We start from the raw sequence: 16,850 nt of genomic DNA, 5'->3' as shown, positions 1-16,850 counted from the left end.
CATGGCCGCGATAGACCCGGATCAGCTCACCGTCGAGGAGAAGCGGGCACTGCTGATCGAAGGACTCCGCCGCCGCCGGCAGCGCGAGTTTCCCGCATCGTTCCCGCAGCAGCGGATGTGGTTCCTCGATCAACTCATGCCCGGGAACACCTCCAACAACCTTCCCCGGGCCATCCGGATCACCGGACCGCTGGACATCGAGGCGTGGTCGAAGGCGGTCAACCGGATCGTCGAACGTCACGAGGCGCTGCGCACGACCTTCCGGGACGAGGACGGCAGCCCGGTGCAGGTCGTCCACCCCTGGCTGGAACCGGAACTCGTGGTCGAGGACCACCCGGAACTGGCCGCCCCGGACGCGTGGGACGCGATCCAGGAGCGGGCCCAGCGGGAGTTCAACCGCGCCTTCGACATCGAGACCGGCCCCCTGCTGCGCCTGAGGTTCCTCCGGCTGAGCGCCGACGACCACATCCTGCTGGTCACCATCCACCACATCGCCGCCGACCTCTGGTCGACCACGCAGTTCCTCACCGAACTCGCGGCACTGTACGGGGAGATCACCGGCGGGCCCCGGGCGGAACTGCCCGAACTGCCGATCCAGTACTCGGACTACTCCCAGTGGCAACACCGCCGGATGCAGGAGGGGGCCGCCGCCCCCGACCTCGACTACTGGCGGCAGACGCTGGAGGGTGTGCCGGGCGGCATCGACCTGCCGGCCGACCGTCCCCGCCCGCCGGTCCAGGGCATCCGGGGCTCCACCGTCCTGTTCGAACTCGAACCGGCCATGTTCGACCGGCTGCGCGCGTTCTGCAAGGACGCGGGGGTCACCCCGTTCATGGCCACCCTGGCCGCCTTCTCCGTCCTGCTGGCGCGGGTCAGCCGCACCGACGACGTGGTCGTCGGGGTGCCCACCGCCAACCGGGACCGCGACGAGATCAAGCATCTGATCGGCTACTTCGTCAACATGCTGCCGATGCGGGTCCGGATCGACCCCGACGCCGACTTCCGGACCCTCGTCCAGCAGGTGCGGTCCACGGCGCTGGGTGCCTTCGCCCACCAGGAGCTCTCCTTCGAGCAGATCGTCGACGCGGTCCAGCCCGAACGGGACGCGGCGCGCAGCCCGCTGTTCCAGGTGTCCTTCATCTACCAGAACATCGACATCCCGACGTTCTCGGCCGGTGGACTGTCGCTCGAACCGCTCGACATCCCGAGCCGTACGGCTCGTTTCGACCTGGAACTCCAGGTCTTCGAGAGCGCCGGGCTGACCGGCTGGTTCGAGTACAGCACCGACCTGTTCGACCCGCCGACCATCGAGCGGCTCGGGCGGGAACTCACCGCCCTGATCGCCGGGCTGCTCGACGAGCCCGACAAGCCGGTGTCCGCCGTCAACCTCCTCGACCCGGCTGACCTGCGGCAGATCGAAGCCCTCGGGCGGGGACCGCGCAAGGACTGGGGCGGCAGCGGCCTGGCCGACGACCTCGTCCGGCAGAGCGCGGCGCTGCGTCCCGACGACGTGGCCGTGATCGGCCGTGGGAAGTTGACGTACCGCGAGTTGATCAGCGAGGTGGACGCGCTGGCGGTCCGGCTCCAGGCGCGCGGGGTGGGCCGAGGCAGCCTCGTGGGCATCTGCCTGCCCCGGGACGAGCGGATCATCATCTCGCTGCTCGCCGTGCTCAGCTGCGGTGCCGCGTACGTGCCGATCGACCCCGCCTTCCCCGAGGCGCGGATCCGGCACACGGTCGAGGACTCCGGGCTGAGCCTCGCCATCGCCGTCGAGGAGACCAGCGGGCCGCTGGGCGGGGTGGCGATCGAGCTGCTGGACCTGCCGGGCAGCGCCCCGGCCACCGACGGTGGCTCGGTGCCGCGCCCGGTCGACGGGCGAAACGGTGGGGACACCGCGTACGTCATCTACACGTCGGGCTCCACCGGCGTGCCCAAGGGTGTCGTCGTACCGCACCGGGCACTCGACAACTTCCTGCGCTCGATGGCCGAGCGGCCCGGCATGTCGGCCGGTGAGGTCCTGGTCGCCGTGACCACCTTCTCGTTCGACATCTCCATGCTCGAACTGCTGCTGCCGCTGAGCATCGGCGGCACGGTGGTGCTGGCCGAGCGCGACGTGGTCGTCGACGCCGTCCGCCTGGCGGCGCTGATCGACGAGAGCGGCGCCGACCTCATGCAGGCCACGCCCACCACCTGGCGGATGCTGCTCGACCAGGGGTGGCGTCCGGCGGGCTCGTTCCGCGCGCTCGTCGGTGGGGAGGCCCTACCGCCCGCGCTGGCCACGGACCTGACGGCCGTCGTCGACGAGACGTGGAACATGTACGGCCCGACGGAGACCACCATCTGGTCCTCGGTCGACCGGGTGGGTGACGGTCCGGTCCGCCTGGGTGAGCCGATCGCCAACACCGACCTGCTGGTGGTGGAACCGAGCGGCCTGCCCGCGCCGATCGGTGTACCGGGTGAGCTGTGGATCGGTGGCAGCGGCGTGAGCCTCGGCTACTGGCAACGCCCCGAGCTGACCGCCGACCGGTTCGTCTCCCGTGCCGACGGGGAAGGGCTCTGGTACCGCACCGGCGACCTGGTGCGCCGGGACAGCAACGGCGAACTCGAATTCCTCGGGCGGCTCGACCACCAGGTCAAGCTCCGGGGCTACCGGGTCGAACTCGGCGAGGTCGAAGCGGCCCTCCTGGCCGACGACACGATCGTCGAGGCGGTGGCGATCGTCCGTGAGGACACCCCCGGCGACCAGCGCCTGGTCGGCTACGTCCGGCTCGCCGACGGCGCCGGACCACTCGACCGCGCCGCCCTCCAGCGGCGGCTGGCCGACCGGCTGCCGGAGTACATGGTCCCGCCGGTGATCGTGGAGCAGGAGAGCTTCCCGCTCACCGCCAACGGGAAGATCAACCGGTCGGCGCTGCCCCGGCCGGGCATGGTCGAGCGCGAGTACGTCGCGCCGCGCAGCGCCACCGAGAAGGTCGTCGCGGCGATCTGGGAAGAGGTCCTGGGCGTGGACCGGATCGGGGTCCGGGACGACTTCTTCGCCCTCGGCGGGCACTCGCTGCTGAGCACCCGGGTGCTGGTCCGGGTCCGTACCGCCTTCGGGGTGAACGTTCCGCTCCAGCGGATCTTCCGGGATCCGACGGTCGCGGGTCTCGCGGTCGCGGTGGGCGAACTCGCCGACAGCCCGGAGACGGTCGAGCGGATGGCGGAGCTGATCCTCGAGATGTCGGACCTCGGCGACGACGAGGTCGCCGCCGAGTTGCGTGGCGAGGGCGACCGATGAGTCTCCGCCTGAACCTCAGCCCGGAGCGGCTCGCGCTGCTCGACAGTCGGCTGCGGGCCGAGGGCGTCCAACGGGGGCCACGGCTGACCGTCGAACGGCGCAGCGATCCGGCGCGTCCGGTGCTGCTCACCCCACAACAGCGGCAGATGTGGATCCTCGACCAGATCGTGGGTGAGGTCTCGCCCTACGTGATCCTGGGCGGACTGCGCATCGACGGGCCGCTCGACGTGGAGCTGTTCACCCGGGCGTGCCGTGCCATGGCGCAACGCCACGAGTCACTGCGGACGGTCTTCCGGGACTTCGGGGACGGTCCCCGCCAGGTGGTGCTGGACAACCTGGAACCCCGCGTGACGGTGTCGGAGGTCGCGGGCGACCCAGTCGAGGCGATCCGGCGCCGCCAGGACGACATGGCGTTGGAGCCGTTCGACCTGGCGAACGGCTCACTGCTCCGCGTCGACGTGCTGCGCTTCGGCCCCGGCGACCACGGCGTGATCTTCGGGATGCACCACATCGTCTCGGACATGTGGTCGATCGGCGTGCTGATGCGCGAGGTGATGCAGATCTACGGCGGGCTGGTCCGGGGATCGGCCCCGCTCACCCCGCTGACCATCGACTACCCCGACTTCGCGCTCTGGCAGGCGGCCCGGGAGGGCGAGGACGAGGCCGCCGACATCGCGTACTGGACGGAGAAGCTCGCCGGTGCGGACCCAGAGACCGGGCTGGTGGGCGACCGTCCCCGCCCGGCGGAGAAGTCGTACCGGGGGCAGTCCGTACCGATCACCATCCCGGCCCCGGTAGCCGCCGGTGTCACCGCGCTGGCCAAGGAACTGGGCTGCACCCGGTTCATGGTGCTGGCCGCCGCGTTCGCGACGTTCCTCGTCCGGGTCGGTCAGAACGACGAGGTCGTGGTCGGCACCCCGGTCGCGGGTCGCCCACTGCCCGAGCTGGAAGGGTTGATCGGCTGCTTCGTCAACACCGTGGCCCTGCGCCTGGACGCCGCTGACGACCCGACCTTCGGCGAGTTGGTGAAGCGGACCGCGAGCACCGCGCTGGAGGCGTTCGCGCACGACCGGACGCCGTTCGAGAAGATCGTGCAGAGTCTCGCACCGGGCCGGAGTCTCTCGCGTAATCCCCTGTTCCAGGCGATGTTCTCGTTCCAGAACGCCCCGCTGCCGCAGTGGGACTACGGTGACCTGCGCATCCACCCGCTCGGCGTCGAGGCGTTGACGGCGAAGTTCGACATCCAGCTGGACCTCATCGAGGACGGCGACGCGCTCTGGGGCCGACTCGTCTACAGCGCCGACCTGTTCGACGAGGCGCGCGGCGCACTGCTCGCGGAACAGCTCAACCGGGTGCTCAGGATCGCCGTCGCCAATCCCGGCCAGCGGGTGAGTGAGATCGACGTGCTCGACCTGGCGTGGCGGCGACGCATCCTCGCCTGGGGCGACGGCGGTGAACCGCAGACGCCGGACGTCGGCAACGTCTACGAGCTGGTCGCGCGGGCGGCGCAGCGGCAGCCCGATGCCGTCGCCGTCGCGACCCACTCCGGCGACACGACCTACGCCGAACTGCTCGGCAACGCCGACCGACTGGCGGCGCGGCTCGCCGCCGCCGGGGTGAGCGCCGGGGACGTCGTCGGTCTGACGTACGAGACCGATGAACGCTTCCTCACGACGATGCTCGCCTGCTGGCGACTGGGGGCGGCCTACCTTCCCCTCGATCCCGGGTGGCCGGACGAGCGGATCGCCTTCATGCTCCAGGACTGCGGCGCGTCGGTCGTCGTCGGGGAACGCGAGCCCGGCGGGTTCGTCCTTCTGGCCGCCGACAAGGCGGGGGAGGACCCGGCGCAGCCGCCGGCGGTCGACACCGACCCCGGCCGGACCGCGTACGTGATCTTCACTTCCGGCACCACCGGGCGTCCCAAGGGGGTCGCCATCGCACAGCGGGCCCTCCTGCACTACGCCCGTAACGTGCCGCCGAGGCTCGGCTGGGGGCGTCCGGGGGAGAGCTACGCGCTGCTCCAGCAGGCCTACACCGACTTCGCGCTGACCACGCTCGTCACCTCGCTGACCACCGGCGGCACGCTGCGCGTCCTGGGGCGTACGGAGGCGACGGATCCGGCTGTCGTGGCCGCCGCGCTCAACGCGGTCGACCACGCGAAGCTGGTCCCGTCGCACCTGATGGCGATCGTCGCGACGGCCGGTCCGGAGGCGGTCTGGCCGCGTCGCAGCCTCGTTCTCGGCGGCGAGGGCATCGCCGTCGACGACCTCGTGCGGCTCTGCACCGAGCGGCACGGGCGGCAGCTCGTCAACCACTACGGGCCGACGGAGACGACGATCGGAGCGCTCACCGGCCCGGTGGACGACGCCGACGTCGCACGCGGCACCCTCGCCCTCGGACGGCCCGTGCCGGGCATGCGCGCGTTCGTGCTGGACGCGGCGGGTCGGCTGGTGCCGCCCGGGGTGATCGGCGAGCTTCACCTGGCCGGCACCCAGGTGGCCGAGGGCTACGTCAATCGGGAGGAGCTGACCGCCGAGCGTTTCGTGCCGGACCCGTTCGGTCCGGCGGGCACGGTGATGTACCGGACGGGCGACCGCGTCTGGTGGGACATGGACGGCCGGATCCGGTTCCTCGGCCGGGTCGACCACCAGGTGAAGATCCGGGGCTACCGGATCGAGCCGGCCGAGGTGGAGATGGCGATCCTCGCCGCGCCCCGGGTGACCGCCTGCTGCGTGTGCGCCCGGTCGGACGAGAGCTCCGCCCGCCTGGTCGCGTACGTCACCGGCGAGCCGGGGGCGGAGCCCCTCACGCGGCGGGAGGTGCTGGACGCGGTGGCCCAACGGCTGCCCGAGCACATGGTGCCCACCGATGTCGTCGTACTCGACGCGATGCCGTTGCAGAGCACCGGAAAGATCGACCGGGCTGCCCTGCCCTGGCCGGTCGCGACGGTCGACGACACCGCGTCGGTGGTCGCACCGGACGCGCCGGACGAACTGGCCATGGCCGAGGCGTTCGAGGCCGTCCTCGGTCGGCCGGTGCGTGACGCGCACGCCACCTTCTTCGACCTCGGTGGCGATTCGATCAAGGCGATCCACCTGGTGTCCGCAGCCCGCGAAGCGGGCTTCGAGCTGACCACCCGCGATGTCTTCCTGCACCAGAGCGTCGCCGCGCTCGCCGCCGCCAGCCCGCGATCCGAGGTGCGGGTGGCCGTCCACGATCCGGGTACGGGAGTCGTCCCCACCTGGCCCGTGCTGGCGCGCATGCGCTCGGCGGGGACCCTGTTGACCGGGTACACGCACCGGGTACTGCTCCGGCTGCCGGTGGCGACCCGGCCCGCCGACCTGCAACGGGCGCTGGACGCCGTGGTCGCGCACCACCGCATCCTGGCGGCGCGACTGGAGACCGACCGCGAGGACTGGCGGCTGGTCGTACCCGACGAACCGGCCGCCGCCAAGCTGGTCGTCGTCGACGCCGAGGGCCTGCCCGACGACGCTGTCGACCGGCTGGTCACGGCGCACGTCGGAGCCGTCAACAGCATCCTGGACCCCCGCGAGGGACGTAACGTCGCGGCGGTTCTGCTGAACCGGGGATCCGGCGAGCGCCCGCTGCTGGCCGTGGTCGTCCACCACCTCGTCGTCGACGCGGTGTCGTGGGGGATCGTCCTCGGTGACCTGCGTCGCGCGTGGCAGCGGATCGCCGCAGGTGGCCCCGGCGAGTTGCCGGCGGTGCCCGTGTCGATGCACACCTGGGCGCAGGCCGTCGTGGACCTCACCGACAGCGACGAGGTCCGCGACCGGGCCGGGTTCTGGCGGGAGGTCGGCGCCGGCACGACGGCCGTTCTCCCGGTGGCCGACGTGAGTGCCCCGACCCGTGAAATCGTCCAGCACGTCGACTCGCGACTCAGCGCCCGGCTGCTCGACACCACCGCGGTGGAGTTCGGCGTCGGTGTCGACGAGCTGTGCCTGACCGCGATGGGGATCGCGCTGGCCGAGACGTTCGAACCCGGCGTCGCCGAGGCGGACGTCCTCGTCGAGGTCGAGGGGCACGGTCGCGACGTGGCCGGAGCGGACACCGTCCGGACGGTCGGCTGGCTGACCGAGATCCACCCGGTCCGGGTGCCGGTACGCGCCGGAGCCACCCAGTCGGCGGTCACCCTGGCCGACACGGTCCGCACCACGGTGGGTGCCGTCCGCGCCGTGTCGGAGGTCGGCTGGACCTACGGCGTGCTGCGCTATCTCGACCCGGCCGGGCAGGAGCTGCTCGGCGCGCCGGACCCGCAGATCGTCTACAACCACCTCGGGTGGGTGGGGCAGCGTTCCGGCGACGGCGACTGGGAGGTCGACACCGGCCGGGCGGCGGCCCTGCGCGATCCCGCGCACGGCCTCGCGCCTCGGCTGACGCGTGCGCTCAACCTCAACACCCGCGTCGAGGGCGATGCCTCCGCTCCCCGGCTGGTGGCCGAGTGGACCTGGCCCGAGGGGGCGGTGTCGGACGAGACGGTCGCCGCCGTGACCCGGGCGTGGCAGGAGACGCTCGCCCGCCTCGCCGACGTCGCGGAAAGCGGCACGGGCGACATCCGGCTCACCCCTCGGCACTCGGGTGGACGCATCACGCGGGTGCCCCGGCGCCGGCCGATGCCGCTCTCCTTCCCCCAGCTCAACAACGTGCTCCAGCCCGCCGGTCTGGACAACCCGCACCACAACGTCGTCGTGGCCACGGTCCTGCAAGCCGCACCGGACGCCCCCGGGGCCACCGTCGACGTCGAGGCGCTGCGCCGCGCGCTGGTGGAGGTGGTACGCCGACACGAGGTGCTGCGTACCCGGGTCATGGAGATCGACGGCGAGTGGCGGCAGTTGGTGGTCGAGGAGCCGGCCTGGCCGCTGCGCGTCGTCGACGCCTCCGGGGCCGAGAACGCGTGGTCCGTCGTCACCGAGGTCATCGCGGACGAGCAGCGGGTGGGCTTCACCATGGCCGACGGCCGCCCGGTGCGTTCCGCGCTCGTGCACGTGGGCGACGGGCGTCACGTCCTGGTCATGGTGCTGCACCACATCGTGATCGACCCGTGGGGGTACAGCCAGCTGCAACGTGACCTGGCCACGGCGTACCAGAAGGCGATCGCGGGGGAGGACCCGCGCCTGGCGGCCCTGCCGGTGTCCTACCTGGACTTCGCGGTGTGGCAACAGGACCGCCTGGCCACGGGCGAACTCGACGAGCAGGTGAACTACTGGCGCGAGACGCTGCGTGACCTGCCCGCACCGCCGACCTTCAGCGCGCCGGAGCACCAGCTCGGACGCCCGGTCGACGGGTACACCCAGGGGTTCGTCCTCTCCGAGTCGGTCACCCGGGACGTGCACGAGGTGTCCCGGCGGCTCGGCGTCACGCCGTTCATGTTCCTCCTGGCGGCGTTCGACACCCTGCACGCCTGCTACTCCGGGTCGGACGACCTCAGCGTCACCGTGCCGCTCGCCGGTCGGGACCAGCCGGAGACGCAGTCGATGGTCGGGTACTTCATCAACGAGATCGTGGTCCGGGTACGCCTCGACTGGCGGAACTCCTTCGCCGACGTCGCGCGGCTGGTCCGGGACTCGTTCCTCCAGGGCCAGGCGAACCAGGAGGCGCCGCTGCGGCTGCTCTTCGGCGGCCAGCAGCAGCTCGACCCGATGCGGACCATGTTCAACCTGGTCAACTACGAGCCCTTCGCGCTCGACCTGGGTCCGCTGGTGTCCAGCCCGCTCTCCGACGTCGGCTCGGACAACGACGAGGCGATCATCCCCGAGGTGATCACGGCGATGCAGCCGTTCAACCTCGACTTCTACCTCGCCATGCACGAGCGCGACGGTGTCCTCAACGGCATCTGGCTCTTCTCGCCCGAGGTGGTCGACCGGGACGTGATGGGTGCGATGACCGAGGCGTTCCCCCGACTGGTGTCGATGGCGGTGGCCGATCCCGAGATGACCCTCACCGCCCTGCGTGACGCGGTCCTCGCCCGGATGTCCGAGGAGGACCGATGACCGCCGTCGAGCTGTTCTGCCTGCCGCACGCGGGTGGCAGCGCCGCGTTGTTCAGGCCGTGGACCAACGACGCTCCGCCCGGCATCGCCGTCACCGCCGTGGAGTACCCCGGGCGGGGCGCGCGCCGGCACGAGCCGATGCTGTGGGACCTCCGCGCGCTGGTCGACGACGTCATCCGCAGCTGCCGGCGGGCCTCGGGGCCGTACGCGCTGTTCGGTCACAGCCTGGGCGGGGCCCTCGCCCTGGAGGTGGTCCGGGAGCTGGCCCGACGCGGGGAACCGCAGCCGGTCCGGCTGATCGTCTCGGCGGCCGGACCACCCGGCACGGGGCAACGGCCGCGATCGTTGGCACAGGCCGACGACGCGGCGGTGCTCGCCGAGATGCGCCGCATCGGCGGCACTCCCGAGGCGCTGCTGCGCGAGCCGGAGATCCTCGGCGAGGTGCTGGAGGCGTTCCGGGCCGGCGTGGAGATCCTCCACCAGATGCCGCTGAAGCCGGCCGTGCTCCTCGACGTACCGGTGACGGTGCTCGGCGGGCTGGACGACCACGTCGTCCCCGCTTCGGCGCTGTCGCGCTGGGGTGAGACCACGGTCGGCCCGGTCAGCCAGACGATCTTCCCCGGCGGGCACTTCTTCGTCGTCCAGCACCGGCGGGCGGTGCTGGACACCGTGGCCCGTCAGCTCCGACAGGACCTGCTCCGCCCGCCAGCGGCTGTCGCGGTCGGGGCACGCCCCGCCCGCACCGCAGCCGCAGTCATCGACGAACGCCGACAAGACGAAAGGTACTGGCGTGACTAAGCCGGGCGTGGCCATCGTGACCGGTGGCAGTAGGGGCATCGGACGTTCGGTCGTCCTCGAACTGGCTCGCCAGGGCTACGACGTGGGCTTCTGCTTCGCGTCGCGGTCCGAGGCGGCCCAGGAGGTGGAGGACGAGGTCCGGGCCCTCGGGCGGGAGGTCTACTCGCGGCGGGCCGACGTCTCCGACCGGGCCCAGGTGGACACCTTCCTCGACGGTGCGCGGGACGCCCTGGGTCCGGTGACCTGCCTGGTCGCATCGGCCGCGGTCGTCCGTGACACCCCGCTGCTGACGATGCGGGACGAGGACTGGCAGCGGGTGATGCGAGTCGACCTCGACGGCGTCTACCACGTCTGCCGTGGCGTCGTCGAGGAGATGGTCACCCGCCGCCGTGGCGTCGTGATCACCCTGTCGTCGGTCTCCGGTATCCGGGGCAACCCGGGCCAGAGCAACTACTCCGCGGCCAAGGCGGGGATCGTCGGATTCACCCTGGCACTGGCGCAGGAGGTCGGCCGGTTCGGCATCCGCGCCAACGTGGTGGCGCCCGGTTTCGTGGAGACGGAGCAGGTCTCCGAGCTGCCCGAGGCGTTGCGCGCCGAGGCGAAGCGCCGGGCCGCGCTGCGGCGCTTCGGTCGCCCCGAGGAGGTGGCGGACGCCGTCTCCTTCCTGGCCTCGCCACGGGCGTCGTACATCACCGGGCAGGTCCTGACCGTCGACGGCGGCCTCTGGTGACAAAGCCCGACCGGCGCCGTTGGGCCGTTCTCGCCTTCGCCACGCTCGGACAGTTCGTCGTGGCGATCGACGTGACCGTGGCCAACGTCGCACTGCCCTCGATCCAGGCCGCCGTCGGGCTGTCGGACTCCACCCGTCAGTGGGTGGTCGCCGCCTACTCGCTGGCGTTCGCGGGGGCTCTCCTGTCGGGCGGACGGCTGGCCGACACCGTCGGGCATCGGCGGACGTTCGTCGCCGGGCTGGCCTCGTTCGGTCTCGCGTCGATCGTCGCCGGTTGCGCCCAGGAGCCGGTGCTCCTGCTGGTCGGCCGGGTCTGGCAGGGACTGTCGGGAGCGGTACTCGCGCCCTCGGCGCTCGCCATCGTCTCCGCGACGTTCCCTCGGGGACGCGACCGGGCCAGGGCGATGGGCATCTACAGCTCGGTGGCCGCCAGCGGCCTGGCCCTGGGCCTCGTCGTCGGCGGTCTGCTCACCCAGATCCTCACCTGGCGCTGGGCGTTCTGGTTCGTCCTGCCCTTCGTCGCGGTCGCGGCGGTGGGCGGGGCGACGCTGCTGCCCCGGGAGGCCCACGCGGTGCGGGTACCCCGCAACGACCTCGTGGGTGGAGGGCTGCTGCTGGCGGGCCTGGCCGCGCTCGCCCTCGGGGTGGCCCGCTCGCAGTCCGACGGCGTCGACCCGACGGTGGTCGCCCTGTTGGCGGCCGGTGTGCTGTCGATCGTGGCGCTGATCCTGGTGGAGCGCCGGGCGAGCGCTCCGCTGCTACCACCGGCGGTCGTGGCGCAGCCGGCCCGGGCCGGGGCCTACCTCGTCACGACGTGCGTGCTGATGGGCCTGTTCGGCCTCTTCATCCTGGCGACCTTCTACCTACAGGACGTCAAGGGGTACTCCCCGGTGGCGACGGGGCTGGCGTTCATCCCCCTGGTCGTGAGCATGGCGTTGGGGGCGACGGTGCTCTCCGGTCGGTTCGCCAACACCCATCCCCGACTGCTCATCCTGGCCGGACTCGGCCTCGCGGTGACCGCAGTCATGATCATGCGGCAGCTGAACCCCACCAGTTCCTACGTGACAGTGCTGCTGCCGGCCGAGATCCTCCTCGGCTTCGGGCTGGGGACGGTCCTCGTCCCGTGCACGAACATCTCGACCTACGGAGTCGTCCCGGGCAACGCGGCCGCGGCGTCGGCGATCTACGCGGCGGTCCAGCAGGTGAGTGCCGCGATCGGCACCATCGTCCTCAACGGAATGGCGGCCGCCGGCGCGGCCTCCTGGGCAGCGGCGCACCCCGACGCCGCGCCGTTCGAGAACACCATCGCCGGCCTGGTCGACGCCCTGGGGCTCACCATCGGGCTCCTGGTCCTGGCGGCGGTGGTGGCCGTGCTGTTCATCCGACCCACCGAGCCATCGGGTCCCGCCCCGCCGAACCGGTCGCCGGACTCCGGTGACCTCGCCATGGCCGCGCACCCGACATCCCGTACTAGCAGGGAGGAACCCTGATGACGCAGGCGACGACCGAACTAACGTCGGTCATGCGGCGGCAGTTTCTCGAGCAGATGCTCGTCGCCCGGGCGGTCGACGAGGAGGCGATCCTGCTGCGTAAGCAGGGGCTCATCGACCTCTGGGCGCCGTGTACCGGCCAGGAGGCCCTCCAAGTGGGCGCGGCGTACGCCCTCGACGGGCTGGTCATCGTGCCGTCCTACCGGGAGGCGGCGGTGGCCCTGGTCCGCGGGGCGACGCCGGAGCAGGTCGTCGCCGGTTGGTCGGGTCGGTCGTTCTGTGGCTGGCAGCCGCGACCGCTCCGGATGTTCCCGTTCACCCTCGTGCTCGCCAGCCAGATGCTCCCTGCGGTGGGTTATGCGCTCGGCACCCGCATCCAGGGGCGGGAGGAACCCGTCGCGGTCTTCTTCGGCGACGGCGCGAGCAGTGAGGGCGATGCCGCCGAGGCGTTCAACCTCGCGGCGGTCGAGCGGGCCAGCGTCCTGTTCCTGAACGTGAACAACGGGTGGGCGATCTCCAAGCCCACGTCCGAGCAGATGCGGACGAGCATCGCCGAGCGGGCGGCCGGCTTCGGCATCGCCTCCCGTCAGGTGGACGGCCGCGATCCCGAGATCGTCTACGAGGCCGTCACCGCCGAGCTGCGGCTGCTGGCCACCGAGCCCGGCCCTCGCCTGATCGAGTTCTCCGTCGACCGGATCCTCAGCCACACCAGCTCGGACACCCAGGAGATCTACCGCGACGAGGCGGACATCGCGGCGGCGGTCAGCCGGGATCCGGTGGTCGCCTACCGTCGGCGCCTGCTCGAGGACGGGACCGTCGACCCGGACTGGCTCGCCGACATGGAACGGCGGACCAGCGACCTGCGCGCAGACCTGCTGAAGGAGTACACCCGATGACGCAACCGAGAAGCCAGACCCTGGCGGCAAGCATCAACTCCTCGCTGGCGGGGCTCATGGAGGTCGACGACCGTATCGTCCTGCTCGGCGAGGACATCGGCCGCCTCGGGGGAGTGTTCCGGGTGACCCGTGGCCTCCAGGCCAGGTTCGGCGCGGACCGGGTGCGGGACACCACCCTGGCCGAGTCCAGCATCGTCGGGCAGGCCATCGGCATGTCCCTCAGTGGACTGCTGCCCATCTGCGAGATCCAGTTCGACGGCTTCTGCTTCCCGGCCGCGAACCAGCTCATCACCCAGGCGGCCCGGCTGCGCGGCAGGTGGGGCGGCACCGACGACCTGCACCTGGTGGTGCGGATTCCGTCCGGGGGTGGCACCCGGGGAGTGGAGCACCACTCGGAGTCCAACGAGAGCATCTTCGCCGCCGTCCCCGGGCTCCGGGTGGCCTACCCGAGCACCGGCGAGGACCATCGCGCGGTCATCGACGAGGCACTGGCCACGCCCGGCCCGGTCCTGCTCTACGAGCCCATCCGGCTCTACTGGAAGCGGGTGCCGCCCGCCCCGGCCGCCGTGCCGCCCCGCAACCCCATGGCGGTACGCACCCTGCGGCCCGGAGCCGACGTCACGCTGGTCACCTACGGCGCGATGACCCTGACGGCGCTGGCCGCCGCCGAGGAGGTCGCCGGTGAGGTCGACGTCGAGGTGCTGGACCTGCGCTGGATCTCCCCGATCGACCACGAAGGGGTGCTGGAGTCCGTGCGTCGGACCGGTCGGCTGCTCGTCGTCCAGGAGTCCTGCCTCACCCACGGCGTCGGCGCCGAGGTGGCCGCGACCGTGGCCGAGCACGCGTTCACCGCACTGAAAGCCCCGGTACGGCGGATGGGCGCACCGCACGAGCCGATGCCGCCGGCCAACGACGAATACCACTACGTCGTGCAGCAGAAGGACATCGTCCAGGCCCTACTGGAGGTCGCGTCATGAGCCATGGATCGGTCGAGATCTGTGTTCCCCCGTTCGGACAGGGCCTCGAAGAGGTGCTGCTGATCGAGTGGGCGGTCAAGCCCGGCCAGGAGATCAGCCGGGGTGACGCGGTGGTCGAGGTCGAGACGGCCAAGGCCACCCAGGAGGTCATCGCCGAACGTGCGGGAGTCATCGAATCACTACTGGCGGAGCCCGGCGCCATGTTGAACGTCGGCGATCCGCTCTACCGGCTTCAGGTAACCGAAACCATCAACGAGAGCGAGAAGTCATGAACAGCGCGGTCACCCTCGAACAGATCCCCCAGGTCGTGCTCGACGTCGTGACGGAGAAACTGTCCGCGTACGACGAGCAGGCCGACGAGACGGTCCTGGACGAGAAGATCGCCCAGCTCCCCTTCGACAGCCTCGACTCGCTGGAGGTCACCCACGAGTTGGAGCGCCGGCTCCACGTCCAGACCGACGCGGCGACCGTCGCCGCGTTCGAGACGTACCGCGATTACGTCCCGTACCTGCAGTCGCTGGTGGAGTCGTCGTGGCAGCAGGGCTGACCGACGTTCAGGCCTGGGTTCCGCCGGACCGGATCTCCAACGAGCACTTCACCGGCATCTCGCTCACCGACGCCTGGATCACCCGACGCACCGGGATCCACAGCAGGGCCTGGTTCGCCGAGGACGCCGATCTCGCCGAGGCCGCGGCCGACGTCGTACGCACCGTCGTCGAGCGTGGTCCGGACCGTACGCGGATCGGGGCGCTGCTGCTGGTGAGCACGTCGAGCGACGCGCGGGTGCCGGGGCTGGCGCAGGCGGTGGCGACCCGAGCGGGTCTCCCGCCGTCCGTGCTCAGCGTGGACCTGAACGCCGCCTGCTGCGGCACGGTGTACGCGTTGACGATGGCGCTGGGCATGGTGACCTCCGGGACGGTGTCGGAGGCGCTGGTCTGCTCGGTGGAGGCGATGTCGCGCATCACCGACCAGCAGGACCGCCAGACCGCCTTCCTGTTCGGTGACGGCATCGGCGTGCTGCGGGTGGCGGACCGCGAGCAGTTCGCCCCCGCCAGCTCGGTCGCCGGATGCGACGCCGCCTTCGGCGAACTGATGAAGATGGGGCCGAACGGCGTCCAGATCCGGGGCACCGAGGTCTACGAACGCGCCGTTTCCCGGATGGTGCGGGTACTCGCCGACGTCTCGACGGACTTCAAGCCGGACGTCGTCGTCGCCCACCAGGCCAACGGCCGGATCCTGGAGGAGGTACGCCGCAGGCTTCCCGCCCCCGCGCCGATCTTCGTCAACCGCATCGCCGACCTGGGGAACACCTCGTCGGCGTCCATCCCCCTCGCCTTCGCCGCCGAGCTGACCGACGGCGCGGTCGCCCGCCGGGCCCGGCTCGCCGCCGTCGCCTACGGCGCCGGAGAAGCCTGGGGTGGGGTCTCCGTCGACTACGACATCGACCATGAACTACCCGTCGGACCGCATCCGATCGCGGAAGGTGAGGCGTGATGGTGGCGACCGAGGCGTGGGTTCTGCCCGCCGCGGCCATGGCCCCGGACTGGGACGGCACCGCAGGTGGCGCCCTGCAACGCAGGGTTGTCGAGATCGGCGCACCCGGGCCGGGTGAGGCGCTCGTCGAACCGCTGCTCGGCGCGTGGGAGGCGAACATCGACCACGCCCTGACCCGTACGCCGATCGACGTGTGCAGCGCCCGGGGCGAGGAGTCGGTCATCCTGGGTAATCTCGGCGTCGTCCGGGTGCTGACCAGCAACCCCGTTCCCGGTGGGCCCTCGGTGGAGCCCGGCACGGTGTGCCTGTTGATGCCGTTCGGGCGGCTGGACCGCCACGGCTACGTCGAACTCGTGCACGCGTACGACTGCCCCGGCACCATGGGACTGCTCGCCAAGCGCAGCGTCCTGCCGCTGGCGAACCTGCTTCCGATACCCGAGTCGACGCCCTACAGCATCGAGCAGTGGGCCACCTACGGTCGGTACTTCACGGCCTGGGACAACTGGCGCGCAGCCCTGGGCTGCTGGCGGACCCAGCTGCCCGACGCCGATCCGGCGGAGCACCTGGTGCTCGGCTGGGGCGGCGGCGTGGCACTGGCCGAGCTGACGCTGGCCGCCCGCGCGGGCTTCCGGACCGCCATGACCGTCGGTAGCGACGAGCGCCGCGAACTGGTCGAGAAGTCCGGCATCACCGCTCTCGACCGGCGGAACTGGCCGGGGCTCCAGGTGCCGGCCCGGGGTGCTACGCCGGACGAGGTCGCCCGGCACGAGGAGTCGGTGGCCGCGTTCGTCGCCACGGTGCGGGAACTCAGCGACGGGGCGGGTGCCTCGATCCTCATCGACAACATCGGCACGCCACTGTGGAAGCTAAGCTCCGCCGTGCTGGCCCGTCAGGGCGTGATCTCGACGTGCGGATGGAAGGCCGGGATGCGTATCCCGGTGCTGCGGGGAGCCGAGTGCATGGCTCGGCACCTGCATGTCAACACGCATGTGTGGCGTAGCCATGACGTTTCGACCATCCGGGACGTCATGGAGACGACCGAGTTCCTCCCCCCGCAGCAGGCGATCGAGGTATGGGACTTCGACGACGTCCCGTCCCTCGCGCAGGCATACAACCAGGACCGGGTGGCGTCCTACTTCGCGCTATACCGCGTGAACGACTGATGAGCGACGAGT

The 16,850-nt window shown here is 71.4% G+C and carries 11 protein-coding genes; all 11 read left to right on the top strand.

The features are described 5' to 3' along the window. Position 1 precedes the first annotated feature (1 nt). From FF096_RS03990 to FF096_RS03940, 11 genes are read left to right on the top strand one after another with little or no spacing between them, the layout of a single operon-like run. A complete protein-coding gene (locus FF096_RS03990) occupies positions 2-3,280 on the top strand; it encodes a non-ribosomal peptide synthetase (RefSeq protein WP_155215050.1) in 3,279 nt (1,092 codons plus the stop codon). Further along, positions 3,277-9,291: a non-ribosomal peptide synthetase gene (locus FF096_RS03985; protein WP_155215049.1), complete on the top strand. Its 6,015-nt coding sequence runs from the start codon at positions 3,277-3,279 to the stop codon at positions 9,289-9,291. The genes FF096_RS03990 and FF096_RS03985 overlap by 4 nt, the downstream gene beginning before the upstream one ends. Next, positions 9,288-10,088 carry a thioesterase II family protein gene (locus tag FF096_RS03980; RefSeq protein ID WP_155215048.1) on the top strand — a complete coding sequence of 267 codons (801 nt, stop codon included), beginning with the start codon at positions 9,288-9,290 and terminating at the stop codon, positions 10,086-10,088. Before FF096_RS03985 ends, FF096_RS03980 begins: the two co-directional genes overlap by 4 nt. Further along, positions 10,081-10,818 (top strand): 3-oxoacyl-ACP reductase FabG, encoded by a 738-nt coding sequence (gene fabG, locus FF096_RS03975; protein ID WP_309222627.1) that lies wholly within the window; start codon positions 10,081-10,083, stop codon positions 10,816-10,818. Before FF096_RS03980 ends, fabG begins: the two co-directional genes overlap by 8 nt. Further along, positions 10,815-12,308, top strand: coding sequence for an MFS transporter (locus tag FF096_RS03970; protein WP_196222449.1), 1,494 nt, complete (start codon positions 10,815-10,817; stop codon positions 12,306-12,308). The genes fabG and FF096_RS03970 overlap by 4 nt, the downstream gene beginning before the upstream one ends. After that, positions 12,308-13,204 carry a thiamine pyrophosphate-dependent dehydrogenase E1 component subunit alpha gene (locus FF096_RS03965; protein WP_155215046.1) on the top strand — a complete coding sequence of 299 codons (897 nt, stop codon included), beginning with the start codon at positions 12,308-12,310 and terminating at the stop codon, positions 13,202-13,204. Before FF096_RS03970 ends, FF096_RS03965 begins: the two co-directional genes overlap by 1 nt. Continuing rightward, a complete protein-coding gene (locus FF096_RS03960; RefSeq protein ID WP_155215045.1) occupies positions 13,201-14,181 on the top strand; it encodes an alpha-ketoacid dehydrogenase subunit beta in 981 nt (326 codons plus the stop codon). The genes FF096_RS03965 and FF096_RS03960 overlap by 4 nt, the downstream gene beginning before the upstream one ends. Next, complete coding sequence (locus FF096_RS03955; protein ID WP_155215044.1) at positions 14,178-14,453, top strand: biotin/lipoyl-containing protein; 276 nt, start codon at positions 14,178-14,180, stop codon at positions 14,451-14,453. Before FF096_RS03960 ends, FF096_RS03955 begins: the two co-directional genes overlap by 4 nt. Further along, complete coding sequence (locus tag FF096_RS03950; protein ID WP_155215043.1) at positions 14,450-14,728, top strand: acyl carrier protein; 279 nt, start codon at positions 14,450-14,452, stop codon at positions 14,726-14,728. Before FF096_RS03955 ends, FF096_RS03950 begins: the two co-directional genes overlap by 4 nt. Further along, positions 14,713-15,675, top strand: coding sequence for a 3-oxoacyl-[acyl-carrier-protein] synthase III C-terminal domain-containing protein (locus tag FF096_RS26510; RefSeq protein WP_309222626.1), 963 nt, complete (start codon positions 14,713-14,715; stop codon positions 15,673-15,675). The genes FF096_RS03950 and FF096_RS26510 overlap by 16 nt, the downstream gene beginning before the upstream one ends. Then, positions 15,675-16,838, top strand: coding sequence for a zinc-binding dehydrogenase (locus FF096_RS03940; protein ID WP_230462275.1), 1,164 nt, complete (start codon positions 15,675-15,677; stop codon positions 16,836-16,838). Before FF096_RS26510 ends, FF096_RS03940 begins: the two co-directional genes overlap by 1 nt. Positions 16,839-16,850: the final 12 nt, after the last annotated feature.

The sequence above is a fragment of the Micromonospora sp. CP22 genome, assembly GCF_009712475.1.
Lineage (GTDB): Bacteria > Actinomycetota > Actinomycetes > Mycobacteriales > Micromonosporaceae > Micromonospora.
Note: the sequence above shows the minus strand (reverse complement) of the source record. Positions and strands in the feature narration are given on the sequence as shown.